The organism is Oceanobacillus sp. M65 (assembly GCF_052246275.1).
Classification (GTDB): domain Bacteria; phylum Bacillota; class Bacilli; order Bacillales; family Amphibacillaceae; genus Oceanobacillus_B; species Oceanobacillus_B jordanicus.
Window position 1 is genome coordinate 842,542 of the sequence record NZ_JBQQCJ010000001.1, and the last position, 20,822, is coordinate 863,363.

Sequence of the window (20,822 nt, forward strand, 5' to 3'; positions counted from 1 at the left end):
AAAAACAAAGGGGGACTATATGTGAAGAAATTATTTTACTTACTTTTTGTAGCACTTGTACTTTTACTAGCTGCCTGTAATTCAGATTCAGATACATCAGGCGAAGCAGAAGGCGATTCATCAGGAGATGGCGGCGAGAATGCTGGTAAAGTCGAAATCTTTAGCTGGTGGACAGGGGCAGGAGAAGAAGATGGTTTATTAGCATTAATTGATTTATTTGAAGAAAAACATCCAGATATTGAAGTAGAAAATGCAGCAGTTGCTGGCGGAGCAGGTACGAACGCGAAAGCCGTTCTAGCCACACGGATGCAAGGGAATGATCCACCATCTACATTCCAAGTACATGGCGGAGAAGAATTGAACAAAAGTTGGGTGGCTGCCGATAAGATGGAGCCATTAAATGATTTGTATGAAGAAAACGAATGGATGGATAAATTTCCAGAAGAACTGATTGACCTTGTAAGCCAAGATGACAATATTTATTCCGTACCGGTAAACATCCATCGCGGTAACGTATTTTTCTATAATATGGCCGTATTCGAAGAGCATGGAATCGAGGTTCCAACAAACTTTGATGAGTTCTTCGAAGCAGCAGATGCCCTGCAAGAAGCTGGCGTCGTACCAGTTGCTTTAGGGGATAAAGAATCTTGGACAGCAACACAAGTCTTTGAAAACATTTTATTAGGTGTTCTTGGACCAGATGATTATAAAAAACTATTCGCAGGAGAAATTGGCTTTGATGACGAGCGTGTCGTAGAAGCAGCTGAGATCTTCGGCAAAATGCTTGACTACGTAAACGAAGATCATGCATCCCGTAACTGGCAGGATTCCGCTCAACTTGTAGCCAATGGCGAAGCGGCTATGATTAACATGGGTGACTGGGCAAAAGGTTACTTTGCTAATGATTTAGATCTTAAAACAAATGAAGACTTCGGGTATTTCCCATTCCCGGCTACAGATGATAGCTTTACCATCATCACCGATACATTTGGCTTGCCAAAAGGTGTAGAAAACACAGACGAAGTAAAAGAATTTTTAACCGTGCTTGGCTCAGTAGAGGGGCAGGATGAATTCAACCCATTAAAAGGATCTATTCCAGCGCGCGTTGATGCAGACCCATCCAAGTATGATGAATACGGCACAGACGCCATGGAAGACTTCAAAAATTCCAGACTTGTACCAAGCTTAGCTCACGGATCCGCAGCATCAGAAGGATTCCTGACAAAAGCAAACCAAGCAGTCAACATTTTCGTAACCCAACGTGATGTCGACAACCTCATTCAAGCTTTAACCAATGCAGCAGGTGAGATGTAGACTAATTTAGCGCAGTGGCGCAAGCTCAGCGTGAAGTCGAGCGAGCATCTGGCATAGCGATGCACGGCTTCCGCTAAATTGGTGACAGTGCTCCAATAAAAGAATCAACACCAAACTATAATGCAGAGGCTGCCTCAGGAAAGCAGGCGGCCTCTTGCTGTTTAAACGCAAGGAGGGATTTCTATGGCGAAGGAACTGCAAGTGCGAACGAAGAAACGCTTATCCAAGGATCATTGGACAGCCATTGCATTTCTAATCCCGTCATTTCTATTAATTCTCGTATTCGTTTATGGTTTTATCGGTTGGACGGGATATGTATCATTAAGCAATTATAATTCACTCGTTCCGGATTTTTCATTCGCAGGATTAAAAAACTACATCTATTTGTTCCAGGATTTCCGTTTTCAGGCAGATCTGCGGAACACCTTATTTTTCACCATTTTATTTATTGGCCTCGTAATTGTACTTGGTATGGGGATTGCGGTCCTTATCGACCAAAAACTCAAAGGAGAATCGATCTTCCGAAACATTTTTCTCTTCCCAATGGCCTTATCCTTTGTCGTAACAGGGGTTGTGTGGCAATGGCTGCTTAACCCATCAACAGGTTTCAACCAATTTTTAAGTGTATTTGGAATCCAGCCTAAATGGTATACCGACACAAACATCCTTGCAGGGTTCGAGTGGGGCAGCATTGAATTTGGATTACCTGTAGCCATCATCGCTGTGGTCATTGCAGCGGTGTGGCAAATGACTGGTTTCTCCTTGGCGATGTACCTTGCCGGCTTACGGGGGATTCCCGATGAACTGCGAGAAGCGGCGCGCATGGACGGCGCAAGCGAATTTCAAGTATACCGTAAAGTGGTGCTGCCGATGCTGATGCCAATCACTGTGAGTGTGGTTATCATCATGGCACATATCTCCTTGAAAATATTTGATCTGATTTACGCCATGACCGGCTCTGGAGCTAACTTCGTAACAGATGTTCCGGGTGTCTACATGTTTGAAACAACCTTCCGTGGAAACTATTACGCCAACGGAGCAGCAATTGCGATTATCATGCTTCTATTGGTGGCAGTATTCATTGTTCCGTATCTATGGAGCAATCGAAAGGGGGAACAATAATGGCTACATTTAACATTGGAAAACTATTTAAATATCTCATCCTTTCCGTGCTGGCTATCATATTTTTAATGCCGATTTACGTCATTATTGTCACGAGCCTGAAGCCACTAAGTGAAGTATCGTTAGAAAGCATGTGGGCGCTACCGACCGCAATCGATTTCAGTTCGTACGCGGAGGCATTTCAACAATTAGCACCTAACTTTATGAACAGTATCTATCTGGTCATTCCCGCGACCCTAATCTCAGCACTCCTCGGAGCGATGAATGGCTATGTCCTATCTAAGTGGAGATTTCGGGGTGCCAACACCATTTTTACCTTTATCTTATTCGGGATGTTTATCCCCTATCAAAGTATTCTCATTCCATTAATTCAGTTTCTGAGAACGGTAGATTTATATAACACGATCCCCGGACTGATATTGGTACATGTTGTCTATGGTCTGCCTATCACAACGTTGATGTTCCGTAACTTTTACGCAAATATCCCGGATACTATGATTGAAGCAGCCAAAATAGATGGCGCAAGCTTTCTGGGAATCTTCCGCCATATCATTGTCCCGTTATCGATTACTGGCTTTGTCGTCGTAGCAATCTGGCAGTTTACAAACATCTGGAATGAATTCCTATTCGCCGTCACCATCACGACATCCGACCAACAGCCGATCATGGTAGCCCTGCAAAACCTATCAGGTAGCCAAATTGTGCAATGGAACGTCCAAATGGCCGGCGCATTACTCGCAGCATTACCGACATTGCTCGTTTATATTTTCCTTGGAAAATATTTTGTTAGAGGATTGCTTGCAGGTTCTGTAAAAGGGTAATAGTAAAAACCTTTCTGTTTTCGGGCAGGAAGGTTTTTTTGTTTTGGTTTTGAGCATTCAGTGGGGATTGGGTTTGGCGCCAAAGTGAGACCAAAGCACGTCCGAGTGAAACCAAAGCGCCTCAAAGTGAAACCAAATCACCTCCGAGTGAAACCAAAGCCTCCCAAAGTGAAACCACAGAGCGGCATTGTGAAACCAGAACATGCCAAGGTGACACCACCCCCACACACAAAAAAAGCGCACCACCCAAGGTGATGCACCACTCCTTATCAAATCGCTCCCATTGCTCGTAGTGTCTCATAATAATTCGCTATTGGATGGTAATCGGCTTTTGCTTTTTCACTTTTTATTGGGCTCTGGCGCAAGTTATCGCGGAATAACATGTTAAACCAGCCACCGCCATGCTCCTGATCAATGAAAATCTCTGAACAATAATCCAGCATAGCTTCATAGCGTTGCCAGTACGAGGGATTATCCAACTTCGCTGCTAAGAGGGCGGAGGCGCCGAATGTTTCGGCCTGCACCCAATAATATTTATCGGTATCCATCATAATTTTATCGGCCGAGATAGAATAGATGATGCCGCCATATTCCGTATCGGCGCCCATTTGATAGCCTTCCTGATAGAGGTGGACAGCTCTGTCTAGCATCCACGGTTCACTAATATGTCGGTCCAGCATCAGCAACAGCTTGCTCCACTCGATGGAATGCCCTGGCACAAAGCCATGTGGGCGGAATTCCTGTTTGCTTTCTTCAGTTTCGACAAACGTCCAGTCTGGCTGCCAATCTGGCGTGTAGTGCTCCCAAATGAGCCCCTTTGTCTGTGCGGAAAGGCGTCCTGTAACAGCGTCGGCAATTTCATATGCACGCTCCAAGTATTTCCTATCAGAGGTCGCTTCATAGGCCGCCATCATCGCTTCACACATATGCATGTTGGCATTTTGGCCGCGATACTCTGAATTTTCAGACCAGTCAGCAGTCAGTTCATCTGCATATAAATGATATGGCTCCTCCCAGAAGTGCTCCTCTAGCACCTCGTAAACAGATTCCACCACATCACGCGCCCACTCGATGCCTGCCTCATAGGCCTTGGACGCTGCGAGCAATACAAAAGCATGGCCATAGGCATACTTTTTATCCTCGGTAACTTCCTGGCCATCCAATGTCCAGAAATATCCACCATTCATCTTATCTTGGTGATATTCTTGTAAAAAGCGCAGGCCATGTTCAGCAGCTTCTTTGCAAAACTCGCCATGGCCTATAATGGCGCCAATGCTAAAGTTATAAATAAAGCGGGAGGTCCCAACTAAGTGCTTCGTCGTGTCAGAACTAAGCTCGCCATTATCATAAAAACTATGATGATACCCGCCATTCTCTTCATCTATGCAGGTCGGATAATAAAATGCTAACGTGCTGTCAATTTGGTCGTACAACCAATCTTTGTTGTATGTTTCCGGTCCCAAAAAATCATCTCCTAAATGGAATGTATGTAATAGGACTATTCCCGGCGACATCCAACTTTAAAACGACTGCTCCGTTTTCTTTTTCATTGTTCTCAAGATAAAAATCACAAAGAATAGAGAAATGAGAAAGAGCGTGATGATTGCAAGAGATAGAAGGGGTTGGAGTAAATTGCCGATCGGCAGAGTTGTTACAGGCAACAAAGCAAAACCCAACACCAATAAAACGGTAAATAGAGCAGCATGCGTAACCAAAAACGGCTTGATAACCAATTTATTTTTAAAGGAACGAAAATACATAATACTTAACATGACGACAAACAATCCAAGAAAGATAAATTCGAGGTTTACTGTCCAAGCAGCCATTTGTGACATGGATTCCCACTCCGATTCTGTAATCGTTCCATTTCCTCTGATTGCTCCTTTGGAAAGACGAGCGTTGTCTAAAGCCACATAGCCAAGATAGAGAAGGAACATAATTATTGTATAAACAATGTAATAAATCCGTTCAGCTTTTGAGTTAAATAGTTTCATGGGCAACCTCCTTACTTCCATACTAACATTTTCCATCATTCGAATCTTTACAAAAATTTATAAAAAAATAGATTGCCAGAACACCCGTTCAAGGCTATAATCATTTCATAAAGATTTGCAATTTAAGGAAATGAGGAGAAGAAATGGAAAAAAGGGCAATTGCTTTATTAGCTTTTGTACTACTCGTTTTTACTGTAATGCCGGGCTTTGCAAGTGCAGCGGAGAGCACAGGATTTGAAAAGGATTTTGCCAAATACTTGGAAAGGGTCAGCAAAGAGCGAGGCCTTACAGTAACAGAGGCAGATATCGAGTATTCCCTCTCATTATATGAAGATACATTAGACAACTTTGAAACAGTGGAGGACTTAGAAGCTTTCTTAGGGGAAGTTATTCAAAAAGATGGCCGGAACTTACGTTATCTTTATGAAGACTACGAAATAAGCAAAGAGGAACTGGGAGCATTATTAGCTGAAAACGGCGAAACATTGGATGACTATGTGTTCGTCGACGATCTTTATCAAGCGGTTGATTTTTATCTAGAAGCAAGGATTGTACGTGATCCAGATTTTGATAAAAATTTAGAGATCCGTTTAAAAGAAGTTAGCAAAGTAAGAGGATTTACGGTCACTCGCGAGGATGTAGTAGCATCACTAGCTAGATATGAAGAATCATTGGACAACTTTAAAACAATAGATCGCCTTTTTGACTTTTTAGGTGAAATTATTAAGAAAGATTTAAGCAATCTTGATTATTTTACTGACGTATATGATGTAAACAAAGATGAATTACTTTCGCTTATGAAGGAGAACGGACTTGATATTAATGACTATATTTTTATCGATGATCTTGACCAGGATATAAATGGTTTCTTTGAGGACATGTACCTTATCGATGAATTAAGCGTATTGATGGAAGAGTATGGGTTGACCATGGAAGAAATTGACCGATTGGAAGCCCATTTCCTTTCTATTTTTGAAACCATGGATGACGAAACGCTAGAGCGCATTTTTAATTTGGCTGATCGCATGATGGCATTCGAAGACTTCGACACAGCAACAGAATTAACACCAAAAGAGGCAGCTGAATTACTGTCCATTTACAAAGAATTCATCACGATTTTCCAGTTGAAAGTAGAGTTCAGCCTAATTCAAGATGGCACAGAAAAACCATTATCCTTAACTGCCTTGTTCAATATGACAGAGCTTGTGAACGCAGACTTGAAAATCTCACTATATAACTTACAGGGCGAATTCCTGGCAGACTTGATTATAACAGGAGAGATGGTTGACTCGGAAAGCCTACATGACACAGGACAAGCACTTTCAAACGGAACCGAAAAACCAACACCAGCACCAGTCAAGAAGACCGTTTCATCTGACACAACAGCTCCAGCTACTGTAAAAGGCGGAGAGCTGCCAAAAACAGCTTCCAACTATGGCATGGGGGCGCTTGCTGGATTGTTCATCATCGCTGGAGGAATATTCTTATTCCGTAAAACAAGGGAAACAAGCCTTGAAAAGTAAAAAACAACGGCTCATGCTAACCAGTGCCATCCTGCTTGTAGCGGGTGGTCTCTGGTTAACCGCAACCAATGGATGGACCTTTTTAAAAGGATATAATCTTGGTGGGGAAAGCAAGCAGGTTGAAGTCTCTGCAGAAAGCAACAAGGCTGTCGAGGAAAAAAAGATAGCAGCATCAGAAGTGCTTTATCCAGTGCGCCCAGAAATCGGTGACGAGATAGGGGAGCTTGCCATTCCGAAGCTAAAGGCGGTTTTGCCCATCTTCCATGGAACAGATGAAGATGAATTAGCCAAAGGCGTTGGTCATTTCGCAGATAGTGTACTTCCAGGTGAGAAAGACAACTCCATCCTTTCCGGCCACCGGGATACCGTATTTCGTAAGCTAGGAGAAGTAGGTGTTGGCGACGAATTAATCGTCACAACTGATGCAGGGGAGTTCACGTACAAGGTGCGCAAAGTGCGGATTGTCGATGCAGATGATCGCACCGTCATTGTGCCCAAACCACGGGCCACCCTAACTGTCAGCACATGCTATCCGTTCGATTTTATTGGTAGTGCACCACAGCGTTATATTTTAGAAGCATATTTGGTGAAGTAAAGAGCCTGGAGAAATCCGGGTTTTTTAATTGGAGTTTATTTTCAGTGTCTCCTGTCCTGCCAAGGATGCAAATTAGGTTAATATACGAAAATAGAGCGCATAAGCACTCCAAAATTAAAGCCTGAACTTTTCTTGATGTTCTTTTTTTAAAGTGGATACAATTCTTCTGTTCTTTTCTCTCATCCTTGTAGAGTGGCTACTTTCCGTAATCTGCGGAATCGTAACGGTTGCACGTTTAGTCGGCTTGTCAATGACTTTCTTATTACCAGTAAATCCTGATACATTCTCAGACATTACTTCTACACTATCGTTAAGATATTCACTAACTGCTAAACTAAAAGTGATTATTAGCGTATTAATAACCAATCCATCTATTTTCGAGATTTTATTTCCTTCGTTGACAGTTTGAACTTGTACCACATAGAATCTCTTCAATATATGATATGGGTATAAACCTAAATTGTCTTTCTCTAAGAGAATACTATGTTGTTGACTTAGAAACCTTTCAGCCCTTTTCTTGTTCCTTCCTAACCCTTCGAAAATACTTTCCTTTTCTTCTTCCGTTTCATAAGGCAGAAGGTCAATGACTAAATTCTCTCTTTGAGCATATTTGTTCAAGATTTCTCCTAACTGAAATATATACTCATCTGTATCTAAAGTATTTAACGGAAAATCAAAAGAGGTCAAAATATCGGGTATATGCCCTGTTTTTCTATTGTTTTCTTCCAATTCTTCCTGCGTAACTCCAACCTGGACTTTTACACTCTCTAATTGGTGGCCACCTAGCGTACTTACATAAAGGTTTAAAAATACTAAAGAATCAACGATAACAAATATAAAAAGCACTATTAGGTAGTTATTCCAATTTGAAAATAGCAGACTTGGGTTGTCGCTTATAAACACCAAGCTACCAAAAATAAAAATCACATACCATGTCTTTCTTATTGCAGATGTATAGTTTTCCAAACCTCTGTTTAACCAAGCAATTACCGTATAAATTAATAGTAAGGCGAACACCAACCACATTCCAATGAGTGCGAAAGTCTCCAACCTATCTCCTCCTCATTTATATCTATAGATACAATAGAAGCTTTTCCACGATCAAATTGCTTATAACTTTTCTTTATTATAACAGAATTGCTTCTCGATAAAAGGGAGTAAAAATTAATTATCCTACCCCTAAATCGCAGAGAAATTTAATTTCGTTTTAAAAGAAAAGACTAGTTTGAGGGTGATTTTCTTTGTGAATATACGATTTTATATATTTCTCACGCCTTCGAATAGAGGGTAAGATAGCAGGTAAAAAGGAGAACGAAATGATTATTAAAAAAAGAAACAAAAATGAGCTGGATCAATTTGAGGCTCTGCTATCAAGGATGAGACCTGACCACCCAAAATTCAGAGAGGTAGAAAGCGACTATGTACGACGCAAGAAAGGCTATATTGGTGAGCGACAGGTGGATTATTATTTAGAGGATCTAGCAAACGAAATGACAATCTTACAAGATCTCAACCTATCCGTTGAGGGAAAGAATATGCAGCTTGATAATCTGCTTATCTCGCAGCATGCCGCGTATATTGTGGAAGTTAAAAATTTCACAGGATCTATCACATTCGACACGGAGTTGCAGCAATTCACCCGTGATGAGAGCACACAGGAGAGAGGGTTCCGACACCCCATCCTGCAGGCCGAACTACAGAAGCAACGACTGCAAGCATGGTTGCAGGAAATGAACCTACCTCCCATTCCAATCTATTACTTTATCGCCATTAGTGACCCCAGTACCATCATTAAGGTAGAGGGAAATAAAGAAGAGATAGCCAAAGTCGTGGCCCACGCTGCTCATATACCAAATAAAATCAAGCAACACGAGGCCCGAGGCAGCAACCAACAACCAATCCAGCATCAAAAGCTGGGTGCTAAAATGTTGAGAGCATGTAAACAAGAGTACCACCTTCCCATGTTAAGATACGGAATACAATCTCAAGACATACTCCCAGGTATTCACTGTCCAGTATGTAAATATCTCGGTATGAAACGAATCTATGGAACGTGGCTGTGCCCTAAGTGTAATAGAAAAAGTAAAGGTGCGCATAAGAGAGCATTGCTTGAGTACTTCTTACTGATAAATTTAAAAATAAATATAAAAGAGTGTAAAAGATTCCTAGGCCTTGAATCAAGAACCACTGCTAATAGAATATTTAGGTCAATGAATCTAGTCTATATCAAATCCAAGAGGAGTTGGACTCTACCTAATCGAAAGTAGGTTATTATCTATAAAAAGTGAAACGACAGCATCACAAAGTGAAACCGCAGCCCCAAAAAGTGAAACGACAGCACCCCGAAGTGAAACCGCAGCCCCAAAAAGTGAAACGACAGCACCCCGAAGTGAAACCACAGCATCGCAAAGTGGAACCACGGCACCCCAAAGTGAAACGACAGCACGCAAAGTGAAACCACGGCATCGCAAAGTGAAACGACAGCACCCCAAAGTGAAACTAGCCCCACCAACCCAAAAAAGAACTCCAGCCACGCTGGAGTTCCCATTAACCAAAATCTATATTAGTAAAAACGTTTAAATCCTTCGAAATGCTTCTTCCAGTAGGAGTTGCTCAAGCTTGTTTTGGTAACTCCTGTGGACGAGCCTGCATGGATGAATTCATTGTTTCCGGCATAAATTCCCATGTGGGAGATGCCGGCACGGTAGGTACCTGAGAAGAATACAAGGTCGCCTACTTGTGGTTTGCTGACATAGAATGAGCGGTTATAGTAGCCGTCTGTTGAGAGGCGGCTGATGCTCATGCCTGCTTTTTTGTATGCATAATAGATGAAACCACTGCAGTCGAAGCCGCTAGTAGTGGATCCGCCCCATACATATGGTACGCCGTATTGGCTTTTCGCTGTTGAGATAAGCTTGCTTACATTGTAGCTTACGTCAGCTGTTGGCTTTTCACTAGCTGAGCTATTGCTAGAGCTAGATGAACTGCTTGCCCCAATGTTTAGCTTCTGTCCGATTAAGATTAAATCAGATTTCAAGTTGTTCCATTTTTTCAAGTTAGCTACAGTAGTGCCGTTTTGTGAAGCGATACGTGATAGGGAATCGCCTGATTTAACGGTATAAACTTTAGCTGACCCTGTTGATGAAGAGCTGCCCCCGCTAGAACTAGAACCAGAAGAACTTGACCCACTTGAACTAGAACCACTAGAACTTGAGCTAGATCCTCCATTTTTGCTAACAACGAATTTGTTACCTGGGAAGATGAGCGTAGAATTCAACCCATTCCAATCCATTAAATTCTTCAATGAGATGTTGTGTTTCGAGGCGATGCCACTCAATGTGTCGCCGCTTTTCACGGTGTATGTAGATTTAGTTGAAGAAGATGTATTAGTAGAATTTGAATTACTAGAATTAGAGTTAGATGATTGCTTTTTCGATGTTTCGAGAACTTGGTTCGGGAAGATGATATCTCCTGATAGTTTGTTGATTGATTTCAAATCTGAAACACTCGTGTTGTATTTCTGTGCGATGGTCCAAAGCGAGTCGCCACTCTTTACTTTATAAGATGCTGCGTCTGCTTCTTCTGCACCGACGATGGCTGATGCTATAGCTGCACCGGCAGTAACCGACATGATCATTTTCTTATTGGCCAAAGTCGTTTCCCCCTGCATAATTTGTGTTTTCTTTCCAATATCTACTAGAAAGTACTTTTATTATATCTTTTCCGACAATAGATTGATAGACAACAAACCGCTTTGTAATATAACTGTAATATAAACTCAAGAAACCATAGTCCTAGGTATATTGACCCCTAATGAAAAACCCGACCGTACCAATATCCCTACAATAGATAACTTCCATCCCCACTAACTGTCTCCTTCTAGAAATGTTAAAAAATATAAAAAAGTCATTTTAAAACCTACCATCTATGATATAATTTCATATTGTAATGTCGAAATACGGAAGAAAACTACTAAGATTATAAGAAGATGGGGGTACCAGCATGGAAGAAACTATTTCCCTGAAGGAGATATTCGGGGTTATTAAAAAGCGCTTGCTCATGATACTCGCTTTTGTTTTAGGCGCAGCGTTGATCGCAGCAGCAGTAAGTTACTTTGTCCTGACACCGACATATGAATCAAGTTCACAATTCATCGTTAACCAAGGACAGCAGGATCCGGAAGTACAATACAACGTCAATGATATTCGAGCCAATGTTGAAATTATAAATACATACAATGTTATTATTAAAAGTCCTGCCATTTTAGATAAGGTCGTAGAGGAATTAAACCTTCCTTATAGTTCTTCAGCACTTGGGGAAAAGCTTCAAGTCTCCAATGCAGAAAACTCACAGGTTGTTTCTGTTACTGCAACGGATGAAAGTCCAGAAATGGCTGTAGATATTGCCAATACGACGGTTTCAACCTTTCAAGAAAATCTCGCGGAATTTATGAATGTCGATAATGTGAAAGTTCTGTCTGAAGCAGAATTAAGTGAAAACCCTTCTCCAGTAGCACCAAATCCAATGCTCAACATTGCGATTGCGATTGTACTTGGAGGGATGGTTGGTGTAGGGTTAGCCTTCTTACTGGAATACTTGGATAACACCGTAACAACAGAAGATGATCTTGAAAAGAAACACGGTCTACCCGTACTTGGTGTGATCGCTCATATCGATACAGATGACCTGCATGGGGATCAGTTTTCTTTCCAGGTAAAATCTAAGCAAAGGGGTGGCTTTGATGGCGCGCAGAAAAAATCAAGCTAGACAAACAAATAAAATGCGGCATCTGATTGCTAAGCTGAATCCGAAGTCGCCGATTTCCGAGCAATATCGTACTATCCGTACGAACCTGCAATTTGCTTCAGTGGATGAGGCGCTAGGATCCATGCTAGTCACCTCCTCTGGTCCAGGAGAAGGAAAGTCCATGACAACGGCCAATTTAGCAGTTGTGTATGCACAGCAAGGAAAGAAAGTGCTGTTAATAGATGCTGACCTAAGAAAACCAACGGTCCATTATACATTCCGTCTTGATAATCTACGTGGTTTAAGTAATATACTTGTTGGGGAAAATACATTAGAAGAAGCTGTTAATCGGACAGACGTCGACAATCTTGATGTCATTTCCTGTGGGCCAATCCCACCGAACCCATCCGAATTGCTTGCATCTAGAAAAATGGAGCAATTCTTAATTGATGCAAGGCAGTCTTATGACATGGTCATCTTTGATACACCACCAGTGCTTGCCGTAACAGACGCACAAATTTTGGCAAACATTGTGGATGGCGCCTTATTAGTTGTACGTAGTAAGCATACAGAAAATGAAGCAGTAGAGAAAGCAAAGGAAGCTCTAGAGCCGGCAAGGGCAAAATTACTTGGTGCTGTACTTAATGACCGAGAAAAGAAAGAATCCAATTATCATTACTACTATGGTACCAACTAAATAAACGGATACTCCCTGCAGCCAAAGTGGCAGGGAGTTTTTTACTGTTTAGTACTTATTTCTAGCAATTTTTTACCTCTTTTAACTATTCAAGAAAGCCAATAGTTAATAATTCGTACATTGTAAATGTTTTTTAAAAGACAGATTAATTGTTAGTGACTGACATAATCTGCTATAATGTGCAGTAATATTTAAACAATTCCAATAACTAATGCAACTAAAGAATAAAAATAGGAAGTGATCTAATGATCGATATTCATAGTCATATATTACCTGGTGTCGATGACGGGGCACAGACAGAAACAGACAGCATCGAAATGGCGAAAGCTGCTGTGGAGCAGGGAATCCATACTATCATTGCAACACCACATCACCGAAATGGAAAATACGACAATGACCGCGACACGATCATGCGCCATGTAGATATTTTAAGTGAGCTGTTTGTCAGACGGGATATCCCTTTAACTGTGCTGCCGGGACAGGAAGTGCGCATTAACGGCGATATAATTGAGGAAATCCAGGACAAGAAAATACTTCCGCTTAATGAGACGAAGTATATGTTTGTAGAGTTTCCTTCAAGCAGTGTGCCACGCTATGCAGCCCAAATGCTGTTCGACATTCAAGTAGCAGGCTATACACCGATTATTGTTCATCCAGAACGAAATTCAGAATTAATACAGGACCCTAGTAAGCTCTATGAATTTGTGCGCAAAGGTGCCTTGACACAAGTGACAGCAGCGAGTGTCATCGGTAAATTCGGGAAAAACATTCAGAAGTTCTCTCACCAATTGATTGAATCAAACCTCACACATTTTGTGGCTACAGACGCTCATAATACGACAACACGTGGCTTCTGTTTGCAGGAAGCCATGCACATGATTAAGCAGGAATATGGTAGCGAGTATTTTTATATGTTAATGGAAAACAGCCAATTAATGGTTGATAACAGCAATGTAAATAAAATGGAACCATTCAAGGTTAAAAAGAAGAAGTTTCTTGGCCTGTTTTAATGGTGGAATTAATAAAGGAGCGGGAGTACAACTAGCGTACTCTCTTTTTTAGCAAGGTTGGGTAGCATAAAACATACATGCAACAGAAAGTGATTACTCTCCATGACAAGGGGTTAATGGAGAATTAAGTATACATTTTCAGAACAGACAATCAACGTAGTAAAAGGGGCAGTAAACATGATAAACGTTATGCTAGTGGAGGATCAGCGCTTATTTAGTGATGGGGTTGAAGCGCTCATCACCAATACAGCAGATATTCGAGTTGTCGGTATTGCATCGAATGGCAAGGAAGCGATAGATACATTTAAGAAATGCCTACCAGATGTGGTCTTGATGGATATACATATGCCTGAGCTGGATGGAATAAAAGCGACCATTAAGATAAAAGAAAGCCAGCCTGAAACAAAGGTGATTTTGCTTACGACTTATGCGGATGAAGACTTGATCGTGACAGGGATCAATGCAGGTGCAGATGGGTTTTTGTTGAAAAGTCTCCGTGCCACCAGTCTAATTCGCTGTATTCGAGATGTTTATGAAAATGAAATTGTATTATCTGGTCCTGCTGCTCGTATCTTAGCAGAAAAAATCCGTAATCAAACGTATAGCAAAAAACAGATTCTCGACCGAAAACTACGCAACCGAAACATTACCCTGTCTAAAAGAGAGCTGGATATTACCTATTTACTTATGCAAAACCACACGAACAAGCAAATTGCCGAAAACCTATTCCTCAGTGAAGGCACCATAAAAAATTACATTAGCGAACTTTATCATAAATTTGCGATACCAAATCGCAAGAATCTCATCCAGTACTTACAAAAAGTATTAAACAGGAAGAAATAGGGTGAAATTAGGATATCTGTGACTTTTATTTCCAAAAGTCACTTTATTTATGACCGGGTCTTTAGTATGATGAATCTTGTAACTGATTTTCCTAAATGAGGAAAATCAAGTCGACATTTTTACATACGAAATATCAGCTGAGAATGAAGGGACAGTTATGTTCTATGTAGGTTTTTATCAACCAAGAGATAGTGTGAAAGAGATAGTAACACAAATGGAAGAGCAACACGACATTCCGGTCATGATTGGATCAATTAACGTACTTGTTAGATGTTGTAGTCTGGTCTTTCTAGATCTTCAAAAACTTCCCCCGCAAAATAGCATCGCCATCACAAGAGAATTAGCGAAAAAAAATGTACAAGTAATCGGGTTAATTAAAGGGGAGGAAGAGCCTCGTTATTTGTTACACCTCGTCCAAACTGGGATTATAAGTTTAATAGAAAATCATTCTTTACCCTCGTTAGTTAAAGGGGTCTATTTGGCACAAAAGGACCATAGTATTCTTCCGCCAACCTTGTTACAATTTCTTAGAGAGAAAATTGTCGAAATGAGTCAGTTGGATAAAGAGGCCTTCGCACATAAACTGTTAAAATCGGGCATTAACCTCACGCCGAAAGAAATTGAAATTGCCTACCTTCTGGGAGAAGAATTAAAGAACCGTGATATAGCATATCTACTAAATACAAAAGAAACCACAGTAAAAGTACATATTAGTCATATTTACACAAAAACCGGCATGAAACGCCGACGAAGTCTTGTTCAATATTTCAGAAAGTTTAAATACAAAGAGAAAGGGGCACGTTCATGAGCTATCGTACGCGCTTAGGTCTACTTATTTTACTGGATTCCATTATTGTAAGCACCGCGATTTTCATTGCTTCTTGGGTTGTTTATCCATTTACTTCTGTTATTAACATGGATGCTATTATTATTAGCGCAGTAGCACTTTTATTATTTCATCATTTATTTGCTTCTATTTACAAGCTCTATAACAAAGTATGGTCCTATGCCAGTGTCGGGGAGCTAGTCGCAATTGTACAGGCTGTCACTTTTTCGGTATTAGCATCAGGAATTGTAATGTATTTATTTAATGATTATGCTCTTTACCGCAGAGCGCTGGTTGTAACCTGGATGTTACATATTATCTTAATCGGTGGATCTCGCTTTATGTGGCGCATTTTCCGTGATCGATACATAAAACAGGACAAGAACAAAAAACGTACCCTCATTGTTGGTGCTGGATCTGCCGGGGCCATGATTGCTCGTCAACTAAGAAACGAGCAGCAAAACACAGAGTTATGGCCAGTCGGCTTCGTTGATGACGATATACATAAACAGAAAATGCAATTATTCAACTTACCTGTTGCAGGTGGAGTAAAAGATATCCCAGAAGTGGTAGAAGAGCTTGATATCGAGCATATCGTAATTGCTATTCCTTCCTTGCAAAATGGGGAATTGGAAAAAATCGTTGCTTCTGCTAACAAAACAACAGCCAAGGTACAGATGATCCCAAAAATCGAGGATCTGATGACAGGCCGTGTGTCCGTTAGCAACTTAAAAAACGTTGAGGTTGAGGATTTACTTGGTCGCGAACCAGTAAAACTTGATATTAATGCAATCTCAGAATATGTAACTGGCCGTACGGTAATGGTAACTGGAGCTGGTGGCTCGATTGGATCAGAGATCTGTCGTCAGATTATGAAGTTTACACCGAATAAAATAGTCCTTCTCGGACACGGGGAATTTAGCATTTATACAATTGATATGGAATTAAAGCAACAATACGGAGAAAAGGAAATAGAAATCGTACCGGTTATTGCCGATGTCCAGGACAAAGAGCGCATTTTTGAGGTCGTAAACACACACAATCCGGCAATTATCTATCATGCAGCAGCCCATAAGCATGTGCCACTTATGGAATACAACCCGCATGAGGCTGTGAAAAACAATATTATTGGCACAAAAAACGTAGCCGAAGCAGCAGATACATTTGGTGTCCAAACATTTGTCATGGTATCAACGGATAAAGCGGTAAACCCGACAAATGTGATGGGAGCAACGAAGCGTGTAGCGGAAATGGTTGTCCAGCATATGGCACAGCAAAGTAAAACGAAATTTGTCGCTGTACGTTTTGGTAATGTACTGGGTAGTCGTGGAAGTGTTATTCCTCTGTTTAAGAAACAAATTGAAAAAGGTGGTCCGGTTACTGTGACGGATCCGGAAATGACAAGATATTTTATGACGATTCCAGAAGCGTCAAGACTTGTTATTCAAGCAGGAACACTTGCTAAAGGTGGAGAAATTTTTGTCCTTGATATGGGGGAGCCTGTGAAAATAGTAGATCTAGCGCGTAATCTTATCAAACTATCAGGCTGTACAGAAGATGAAATTCCAATTGAATTTTCAGGTATTCGTCCAGGTGAGAAGATGTATGAAGAGCTACTTGGAGAAGATGAAGTCCATCCAGGGGAAGTTTATGAAAAGATATATGTTGGTCGTACCGCCGTGGTTGATAAGGATTTGTTCTTGGATTTAATCGATAGATTTGAAGGCTATGATAAAACAGATTTAAAAGAGAAGCTTATGGCTATTGTTTTTATGGAGAAGACGTATTTAAGTGTAAAAGGGAGTTAAGCATTAAGTTCCATGGATAAAACTAGAATTGTAATCAATTAATTAATTAATTGGATGGGGGAAGGGTAATGAAAACAGTTAAAAAGGCAATTATTCCAGCGGCTGGGTTAGGGACACGGTTTTTACCAGCAACAAAGGCAATGCCAAAGGAAATGCTTCCAATTGTGGACAAGCCAACAATTCAATATATCGTGGAAGAAGCTATTGAATCTGGAATTGAAGATATTATCATTGTTACGGGTAAAGGAAAGCGAGCAATTGAAGATCACTTCGATCATAACTTTGAGTTAGAAGATAACTTAGTTAAAAAAGAGAAGTTTGCTCTTTTAGAAAAAGTAAATCACGCATCTAACGTTGATATTCACTATATTCGTCAAAAAGATCCAAAAGGGTTAGGGCACGCTGTATGGTGTGCACGTAAGTTTATTGGTAATGAGCCATTTGCGGTATTATTAGGGGATGATATTGTTCGTGCTGAAACTCCTGGTCTTAGACAGTTAATTCAACAATATGAAGAAACACAGCAATCTATCGTAGGTGTACAGCAGGTACCAGACAATGAAACACATCGTTATGGAATAGTAGATCCTAGCACAATAGAGGGTAGACGTTATCAAGTTAATAACTTTGTAGAAAAGCCAAAGCAAGGTACTGCACCTTCCAATTTAGCTATTATGGGCCGTTATGTGTTTACTCCAGAGATCTTTGATTTCTTAGATAAACAACAAATCGGTGCAGGTGGCGAGATACAGCTTACTGATGCGATTCAGATGTTAAACGATTTGCAAAATGTCTATGCGTACGATTTTGAAGGTATACGTTATGATGTTGGTGAAAAGCTTGGCTTCGTGAAAACGAACATTGAGATTGCTTTGCAGACTGACGAGATTAAAGATGAGCTGCTCGCTTATATTATGCAAATTGCTAATTCTAAGAATATAAAAGTATAACTTATTTATAGTAGACTTAAATAAGAGGGGTGGATGCAGTATATCCATTCCCTTTTATGCAAGTTATAGTTTTATTAAGCTAAAGGTATAGGTGTGTAATACTTTATACCTGAATTCAATAGAAACAAATCCTATTATTTAGCAGTGCAGAAGGGAAGAATAAGAATGGGAGAACGTATATTATTATCCTCACCACATATGAGTGAAGAAGGGTACGAACAACAATATGTAAAAGAAGCCTTTGATACCAACTGGATTGCACCACTTGGTGAAAATGTTAATCAGTTTGAAAAGGAGCTAGCATTAAAGGTTGGTTCAAGAGATGCAGCAGCACTTTCATCTGGTACTGCAGCGATTCATCTAGCATTAAAGGCCGCTGGTGTAGGAGAAGAAGATATTGTATTCTGTCCAACTTTAACTTTTTCGGCTACAGCCAACCCAATTATTTATCAAAACGCAACTCCTGTCTTTATAGATAGTGACTATCAGACTTGGAATATGTGTCCAAATGCTTTGGAAGAAGCTTTTGAAAAATACCCTAATGTGAAAGCAGTAATTGTAGTTCATTTATATGGATTATCTGCTGATATGGATAGAATCGTAGAACTCTGTAAAAAACATAACGTTACTCTGATCGAGGATGCAGCTGAATCACTTGGAACGTATTATAAAGGGAAACATACGGGAACTTTTGGAGATTATGGTGTTTTTTCATTTAACGGAAATAAGATAATCACAACTTCTGGCGGGGGTATGCTTGTTTCAGATGATGTAGAAAAGATAGCCAAAGCTAGATTTTGGGCAACACAATCTAGAGATCAAGCTAAGCATTACCAGCATAGTGAATTAGGGTTTAATTATCGAATGAGCAATATTGTTGCTGGAATAGGAAGAGGTCAACTTAAAGTTTTAGATCAGCGAGTTGAAAAGAAAAGATATATATTTGATTTTTATAGCAGAGAGCTCGGAGAACTTGACGGTATTGAATTCATGCCTAGTAACGAATGGGACGAACCAAATTATTGGTTAAGTTCAATGATAATGACTGGTAATGTAAGTCCAAATGATATTATGGAAGCTCTTGAGAAAGAAAATATTGAGTCTAGACCTGTCTGGAAGCCTATGCATATGCAGCCTTACTTTGAAAAGTATGATTTCATTGGCAAGGGTGTATCAGAAAAGTTATTTGAATATGGTGTGTGTTTGCCTAGTGATACGAAAATGACAGATGAAGAGTTATCTAGAGTAGTTAAGGTTATTAAAGGGGTTGTAAATAAAAATGAAAAATGCTAATGCAGGGATTTATCAGAGGTTTATAAAAAGAACCCTTGATTTTATTTTATCTTTGTTAGCACTCATTGTCTTAAGTCCAATACTGATAGTTGTGTGTATTATAGTTAGGTTAAAATTAGGTTCTCCTGTCTTATTTAAACAAGAAAGGCCAGGATTAAATGAAAATATATTTACGATGTATAAGTTTCGTACAATGACTGATGGTAAAGATGAGAACGGTGATTTACTTCCCGATAATGTCAGATTAACTAAGTTTGGTAATTTTTTGCGATCAACATCATTAGATGAGTTACCGGGACTTTTAAATATTGTGAAAGGAGATATGTCTATAATTGGACCTAGGCCACTATTAGTTCAATATCTGTCCCTATACAATAAGCGTCAAAAGAGAAGGCATGAAGTTAGGCCAGGACTATCTGGATTAGCTCAAGTCAATGGAAGAAATGCAATTACCTGGGAAGACAAATTCAATTTAGATGTTCAGTATGTTGATAATATAAGCTTTCTACAGGATTGGAAGATTATTTTGTTAACGATAAAAAAAGTTATTATTCGTGAAGGAATTAACTCTAACAGTGCAGCTACCATGGAGCCATTTCAAGGAACTACGAAGGAAAAATCAATTTATGAATAATAAAAACAAGCTATTAATAATCGGTGCGAGCGGTCATGGAAAAGTTATAGCAGATATTGCTTTAAGAATGAATCGGTGGAATGAGATAGCTTTTCTAGATGACAATGAGAGTAAAAAAGAAATAATGGAATTACATGTTATAGGTAGATTTGCTGATATCTCTAGCCATATTGATAATTATCAAATGATTGTAGCGATAGGCAATAATGAAGTTAGAGAACAGATTTTTGGTCATTTAGAGGAACTTGGAGCTTCGATAGCAAGGTTAATACATCCTAATGCAACGATTGGCAGTGAGGTGACAATTGGCATGGGTTCAGTAATCATGGCGGGAGCTGTTGTAAATAGTTGTACGGAAATAGGAAAAGGCTGCATTATTAATACAGGTGCAACAGTAGATCATGATAATCTAATTGGTGATTTTGTTCATATATCTCCAGGGGCTCATTTAGCAGGTACAGTGCATGTTGGTAAGGCTTCATGGGTTGGAATTGGTAGCGTCATTAGTAATAATCTGAATTTAGTTAGCCATTGTGTTGTTGGTGCTGGCTCGGTTGTGATAAAAGATTTAAAAGAATCGGGAACTTATATAGGTGTACCTGCGGAAAGAATAAAAGCAGATTAGTGCTAAGGGAGTTAGAACATA

21 protein-coding genes are annotated in these 20,822 nt (G+C 40.1%); 16 read left to right on the forward strand and 5 right to left on the reverse strand.

The window, feature by feature from the left end; genetic code table 11:
• Positions 1-21 precede the first annotated feature (21 nt).
• The 3 genes from ACTWPF_RS03960 (at position 22) to ACTWPF_RS03970 (ending at position 3,257) form a co-directional block, all read left to right on the forward strand.
• Positions 22-1,314 carry an ABC transporter substrate-binding protein gene (locus ACTWPF_RS03960; RefSeq protein WP_443148361.1) on the forward strand — a complete coding sequence of 431 codons (1,293 nt, stop codon included), beginning with the start codon at positions 22-24 and terminating at the stop codon, positions 1,312-1,314.
• Between the two features lie 183 nt (positions 1,315-1,497).
• A complete protein-coding gene (locus ACTWPF_RS03965; RefSeq protein WP_036576003.1) occupies positions 1,498-2,436 on the forward strand; it encodes a carbohydrate ABC transporter permease in 939 nt (312 codons plus the stop codon).
• A gap of 68 nt (positions 2,437-2,504) precedes the next feature.
• The gene (locus tag ACTWPF_RS03970; RefSeq protein ID WP_379553672.1) at positions 2,505-3,257 is read left to right on the forward strand and encodes a carbohydrate ABC transporter permease; all 753 of its coding nucleotides are present in this window, start codon (positions 2,505-2,507) and stop codon (positions 3,255-3,257) included.
• 269 nt (positions 3,258-3,526) lie between these two features.
• Here ACTWPF_RS03970 and ACTWPF_RS03975 read toward each other — a convergent pair whose 3' ends face one another.
• Positions 3,527-4,771, reverse strand: a complete 1,245-nt coding sequence (locus ACTWPF_RS03975) for an AGE family epimerase/isomerase (protein ID WP_443148362.1) — start codon at positions 4,769-4,771, stop codon at positions 3,527-3,529.
• Between the two features lie 6 nt (positions 4,772-4,777).
• On the reverse strand, positions 4,778-5,251 hold the full coding sequence (locus ACTWPF_RS03980) for a hypothetical protein (RefSeq protein ID WP_443148363.1): 474 nt from the start codon (positions 5,249-5,251) through the stop codon (positions 4,778-4,780).
• A gap of 143 nt (positions 5,252-5,394) precedes the next feature.
• Here ACTWPF_RS03980 and ACTWPF_RS03985 point away from each other — a divergent pair, with 143 nt between their 5' ends.
• Together ACTWPF_RS03985 and ACTWPF_RS03990 are read left to right on the forward strand one after the other, a co-directional pair.
• The gene (locus ACTWPF_RS03985) at positions 5,395-6,774 is read left to right on the forward strand and encodes a processed acidic surface protein (protein WP_443148364.1); all 1,380 of its coding nucleotides are present in this window, start codon (positions 5,395-5,397) and stop codon (positions 6,772-6,774) included.
• Between the two features lie 13 nt (positions 6,775-6,787).
• Positions 6,788-7,369, forward strand: a complete 582-nt coding sequence (locus ACTWPF_RS03990; protein WP_443148849.1) for a class D sortase — start codon at positions 6,788-6,790, stop codon at positions 7,367-7,369.
• A 114-nt stretch (positions 7,370-7,483) separates the two neighbouring features.
• On the opposite strand, the gene ACTWPF_RS03995 is transcribed toward ACTWPF_RS03990, so the two are convergent.
• On the reverse strand, positions 7,484-8,419 hold the full coding sequence (locus tag ACTWPF_RS03995) for a type II toxin-antitoxin system SpoIISA family toxin (protein WP_443148365.1): 936 nt from the start codon (positions 8,417-8,419) through the stop codon (positions 7,484-7,486).
• Positions 8,420-8,685: 266 nt separating this feature from the next.
• Here ACTWPF_RS03995 and ACTWPF_RS04000 point away from each other — a divergent pair, with 266 nt between their 5' ends.
• Positions 8,686-9,636, forward strand: a complete 951-nt coding sequence (locus tag ACTWPF_RS04000) for an NERD domain-containing protein (protein WP_443148366.1) — start codon at positions 8,686-8,688, stop codon at positions 9,634-9,636.
• Between the two features lie 8 nt (positions 9,637-9,644).
• Here ACTWPF_RS04000 and ACTWPF_RS04005 read toward each other — a convergent pair whose 3' ends face one another.
• The gene (locus ACTWPF_RS04005; RefSeq protein ID WP_443148367.1) at positions 9,645-9,917 is read right to left on the reverse strand and encodes a hypothetical protein; all 273 of its coding nucleotides are present in this window, start codon (positions 9,915-9,917) and stop codon (positions 9,645-9,647) included.
• A 15-nt stretch (positions 9,918-9,932) separates the two neighbouring features.
• Positions 9,933-11,021 (reverse strand): LysM peptidoglycan-binding domain-containing protein, encoded by a 1,089-nt coding sequence (locus tag ACTWPF_RS04010; protein WP_443148368.1) that lies wholly within the window; start codon positions 11,019-11,021, stop codon positions 9,933-9,935.
• Positions 11,022-11,371: 350 nt separating this feature from the next.
• Between ACTWPF_RS04010 and ACTWPF_RS04015 the strand changes: the two genes are divergently transcribed.
• The 10 genes from ACTWPF_RS04015 to ACTWPF_RS04060 all read left to right on the forward strand — a co-directional run bounded on the left by ACTWPF_RS04015 (position 11,372) and on the right by ACTWPF_RS04060 (position 20,801).
• Positions 11,372-12,136, forward strand: coding sequence for a YveK family protein (locus tag ACTWPF_RS04015; protein ID WP_443148369.1), 765 nt, complete (start codon positions 11,372-11,374; stop codon positions 12,134-12,136).
• Positions 12,111-12,812, forward strand: coding sequence for a CpsD/CapB family tyrosine-protein kinase (locus ACTWPF_RS04020; RefSeq protein WP_443148370.1), 702 nt, complete (start codon positions 12,111-12,113; stop codon positions 12,810-12,812). The genes ACTWPF_RS04015 and ACTWPF_RS04020 overlap by 26 nt, the downstream gene beginning before the upstream one ends.
• A 245-nt stretch (positions 12,813-13,057) precedes the next feature.
• Positions 13,058-13,822, forward strand: coding sequence for a tyrosine-protein phosphatase (locus ACTWPF_RS04025; RefSeq protein WP_443148371.1), 765 nt, complete (start codon positions 13,058-13,060; stop codon positions 13,820-13,822).
• A gap of 177 nt (positions 13,823-13,999) precedes the next feature.
• The gene (locus tag ACTWPF_RS04030) at positions 14,000-14,665 is read left to right on the forward strand and encodes a response regulator (protein ID WP_443148372.1); all 666 of its coding nucleotides are present in this window, start codon (positions 14,000-14,002) and stop codon (positions 14,663-14,665) included.
• A gap of 157 nt (positions 14,666-14,822) precedes the next feature.
• Entirely contained in the window at positions 14,823-15,473 is a 651-nt protein-coding gene (locus ACTWPF_RS04035; protein WP_443148373.1) for a response regulator transcription factor, read from the forward strand.
• A complete protein-coding gene (locus ACTWPF_RS04040; protein WP_443148374.1) occupies positions 15,470-17,299 on the forward strand; it encodes a polysaccharide biosynthesis protein in 1,830 nt (609 codons plus the stop codon). Before ACTWPF_RS04035 ends, ACTWPF_RS04040 begins: the two co-directional genes overlap by 4 nt.
• Positions 17,300-17,367: 68 nt before the next feature.
• Positions 17,368-18,249 (forward strand): UTP--glucose-1-phosphate uridylyltransferase GalU, encoded by an 882-nt coding sequence (gene galU, locus ACTWPF_RS04045; protein WP_443148375.1) that lies wholly within the window; start codon positions 17,368-17,370, stop codon positions 18,247-18,249.
• A 165-nt stretch (positions 18,250-18,414) separates the two neighbouring features.
• Positions 18,415-19,542 (forward strand): DegT/DnrJ/EryC1/StrS family aminotransferase, encoded by a 1,128-nt coding sequence (locus ACTWPF_RS04050; RefSeq protein WP_443148376.1) that lies wholly within the window; start codon positions 18,415-18,417, stop codon positions 19,540-19,542.
• Positions 19,529-20,176: a sugar transferase gene (locus ACTWPF_RS04055; RefSeq protein WP_443148377.1), complete on the forward strand. Its 648-nt coding sequence runs from the start codon at positions 19,529-19,531 to the stop codon at positions 20,174-20,176. The genes ACTWPF_RS04050 and ACTWPF_RS04055 overlap by 14 nt, the downstream gene beginning before the upstream one ends.
• Positions 20,169-20,801: an acetyltransferase gene (locus ACTWPF_RS04060; RefSeq protein WP_443148850.1), complete on the forward strand. Its 633-nt coding sequence runs from the start codon at positions 20,169-20,171 to the stop codon at positions 20,799-20,801. Before ACTWPF_RS04055 ends, ACTWPF_RS04060 begins: the two co-directional genes overlap by 8 nt.
• Positions 20,802-20,822: the final 21 nt, after the last annotated feature.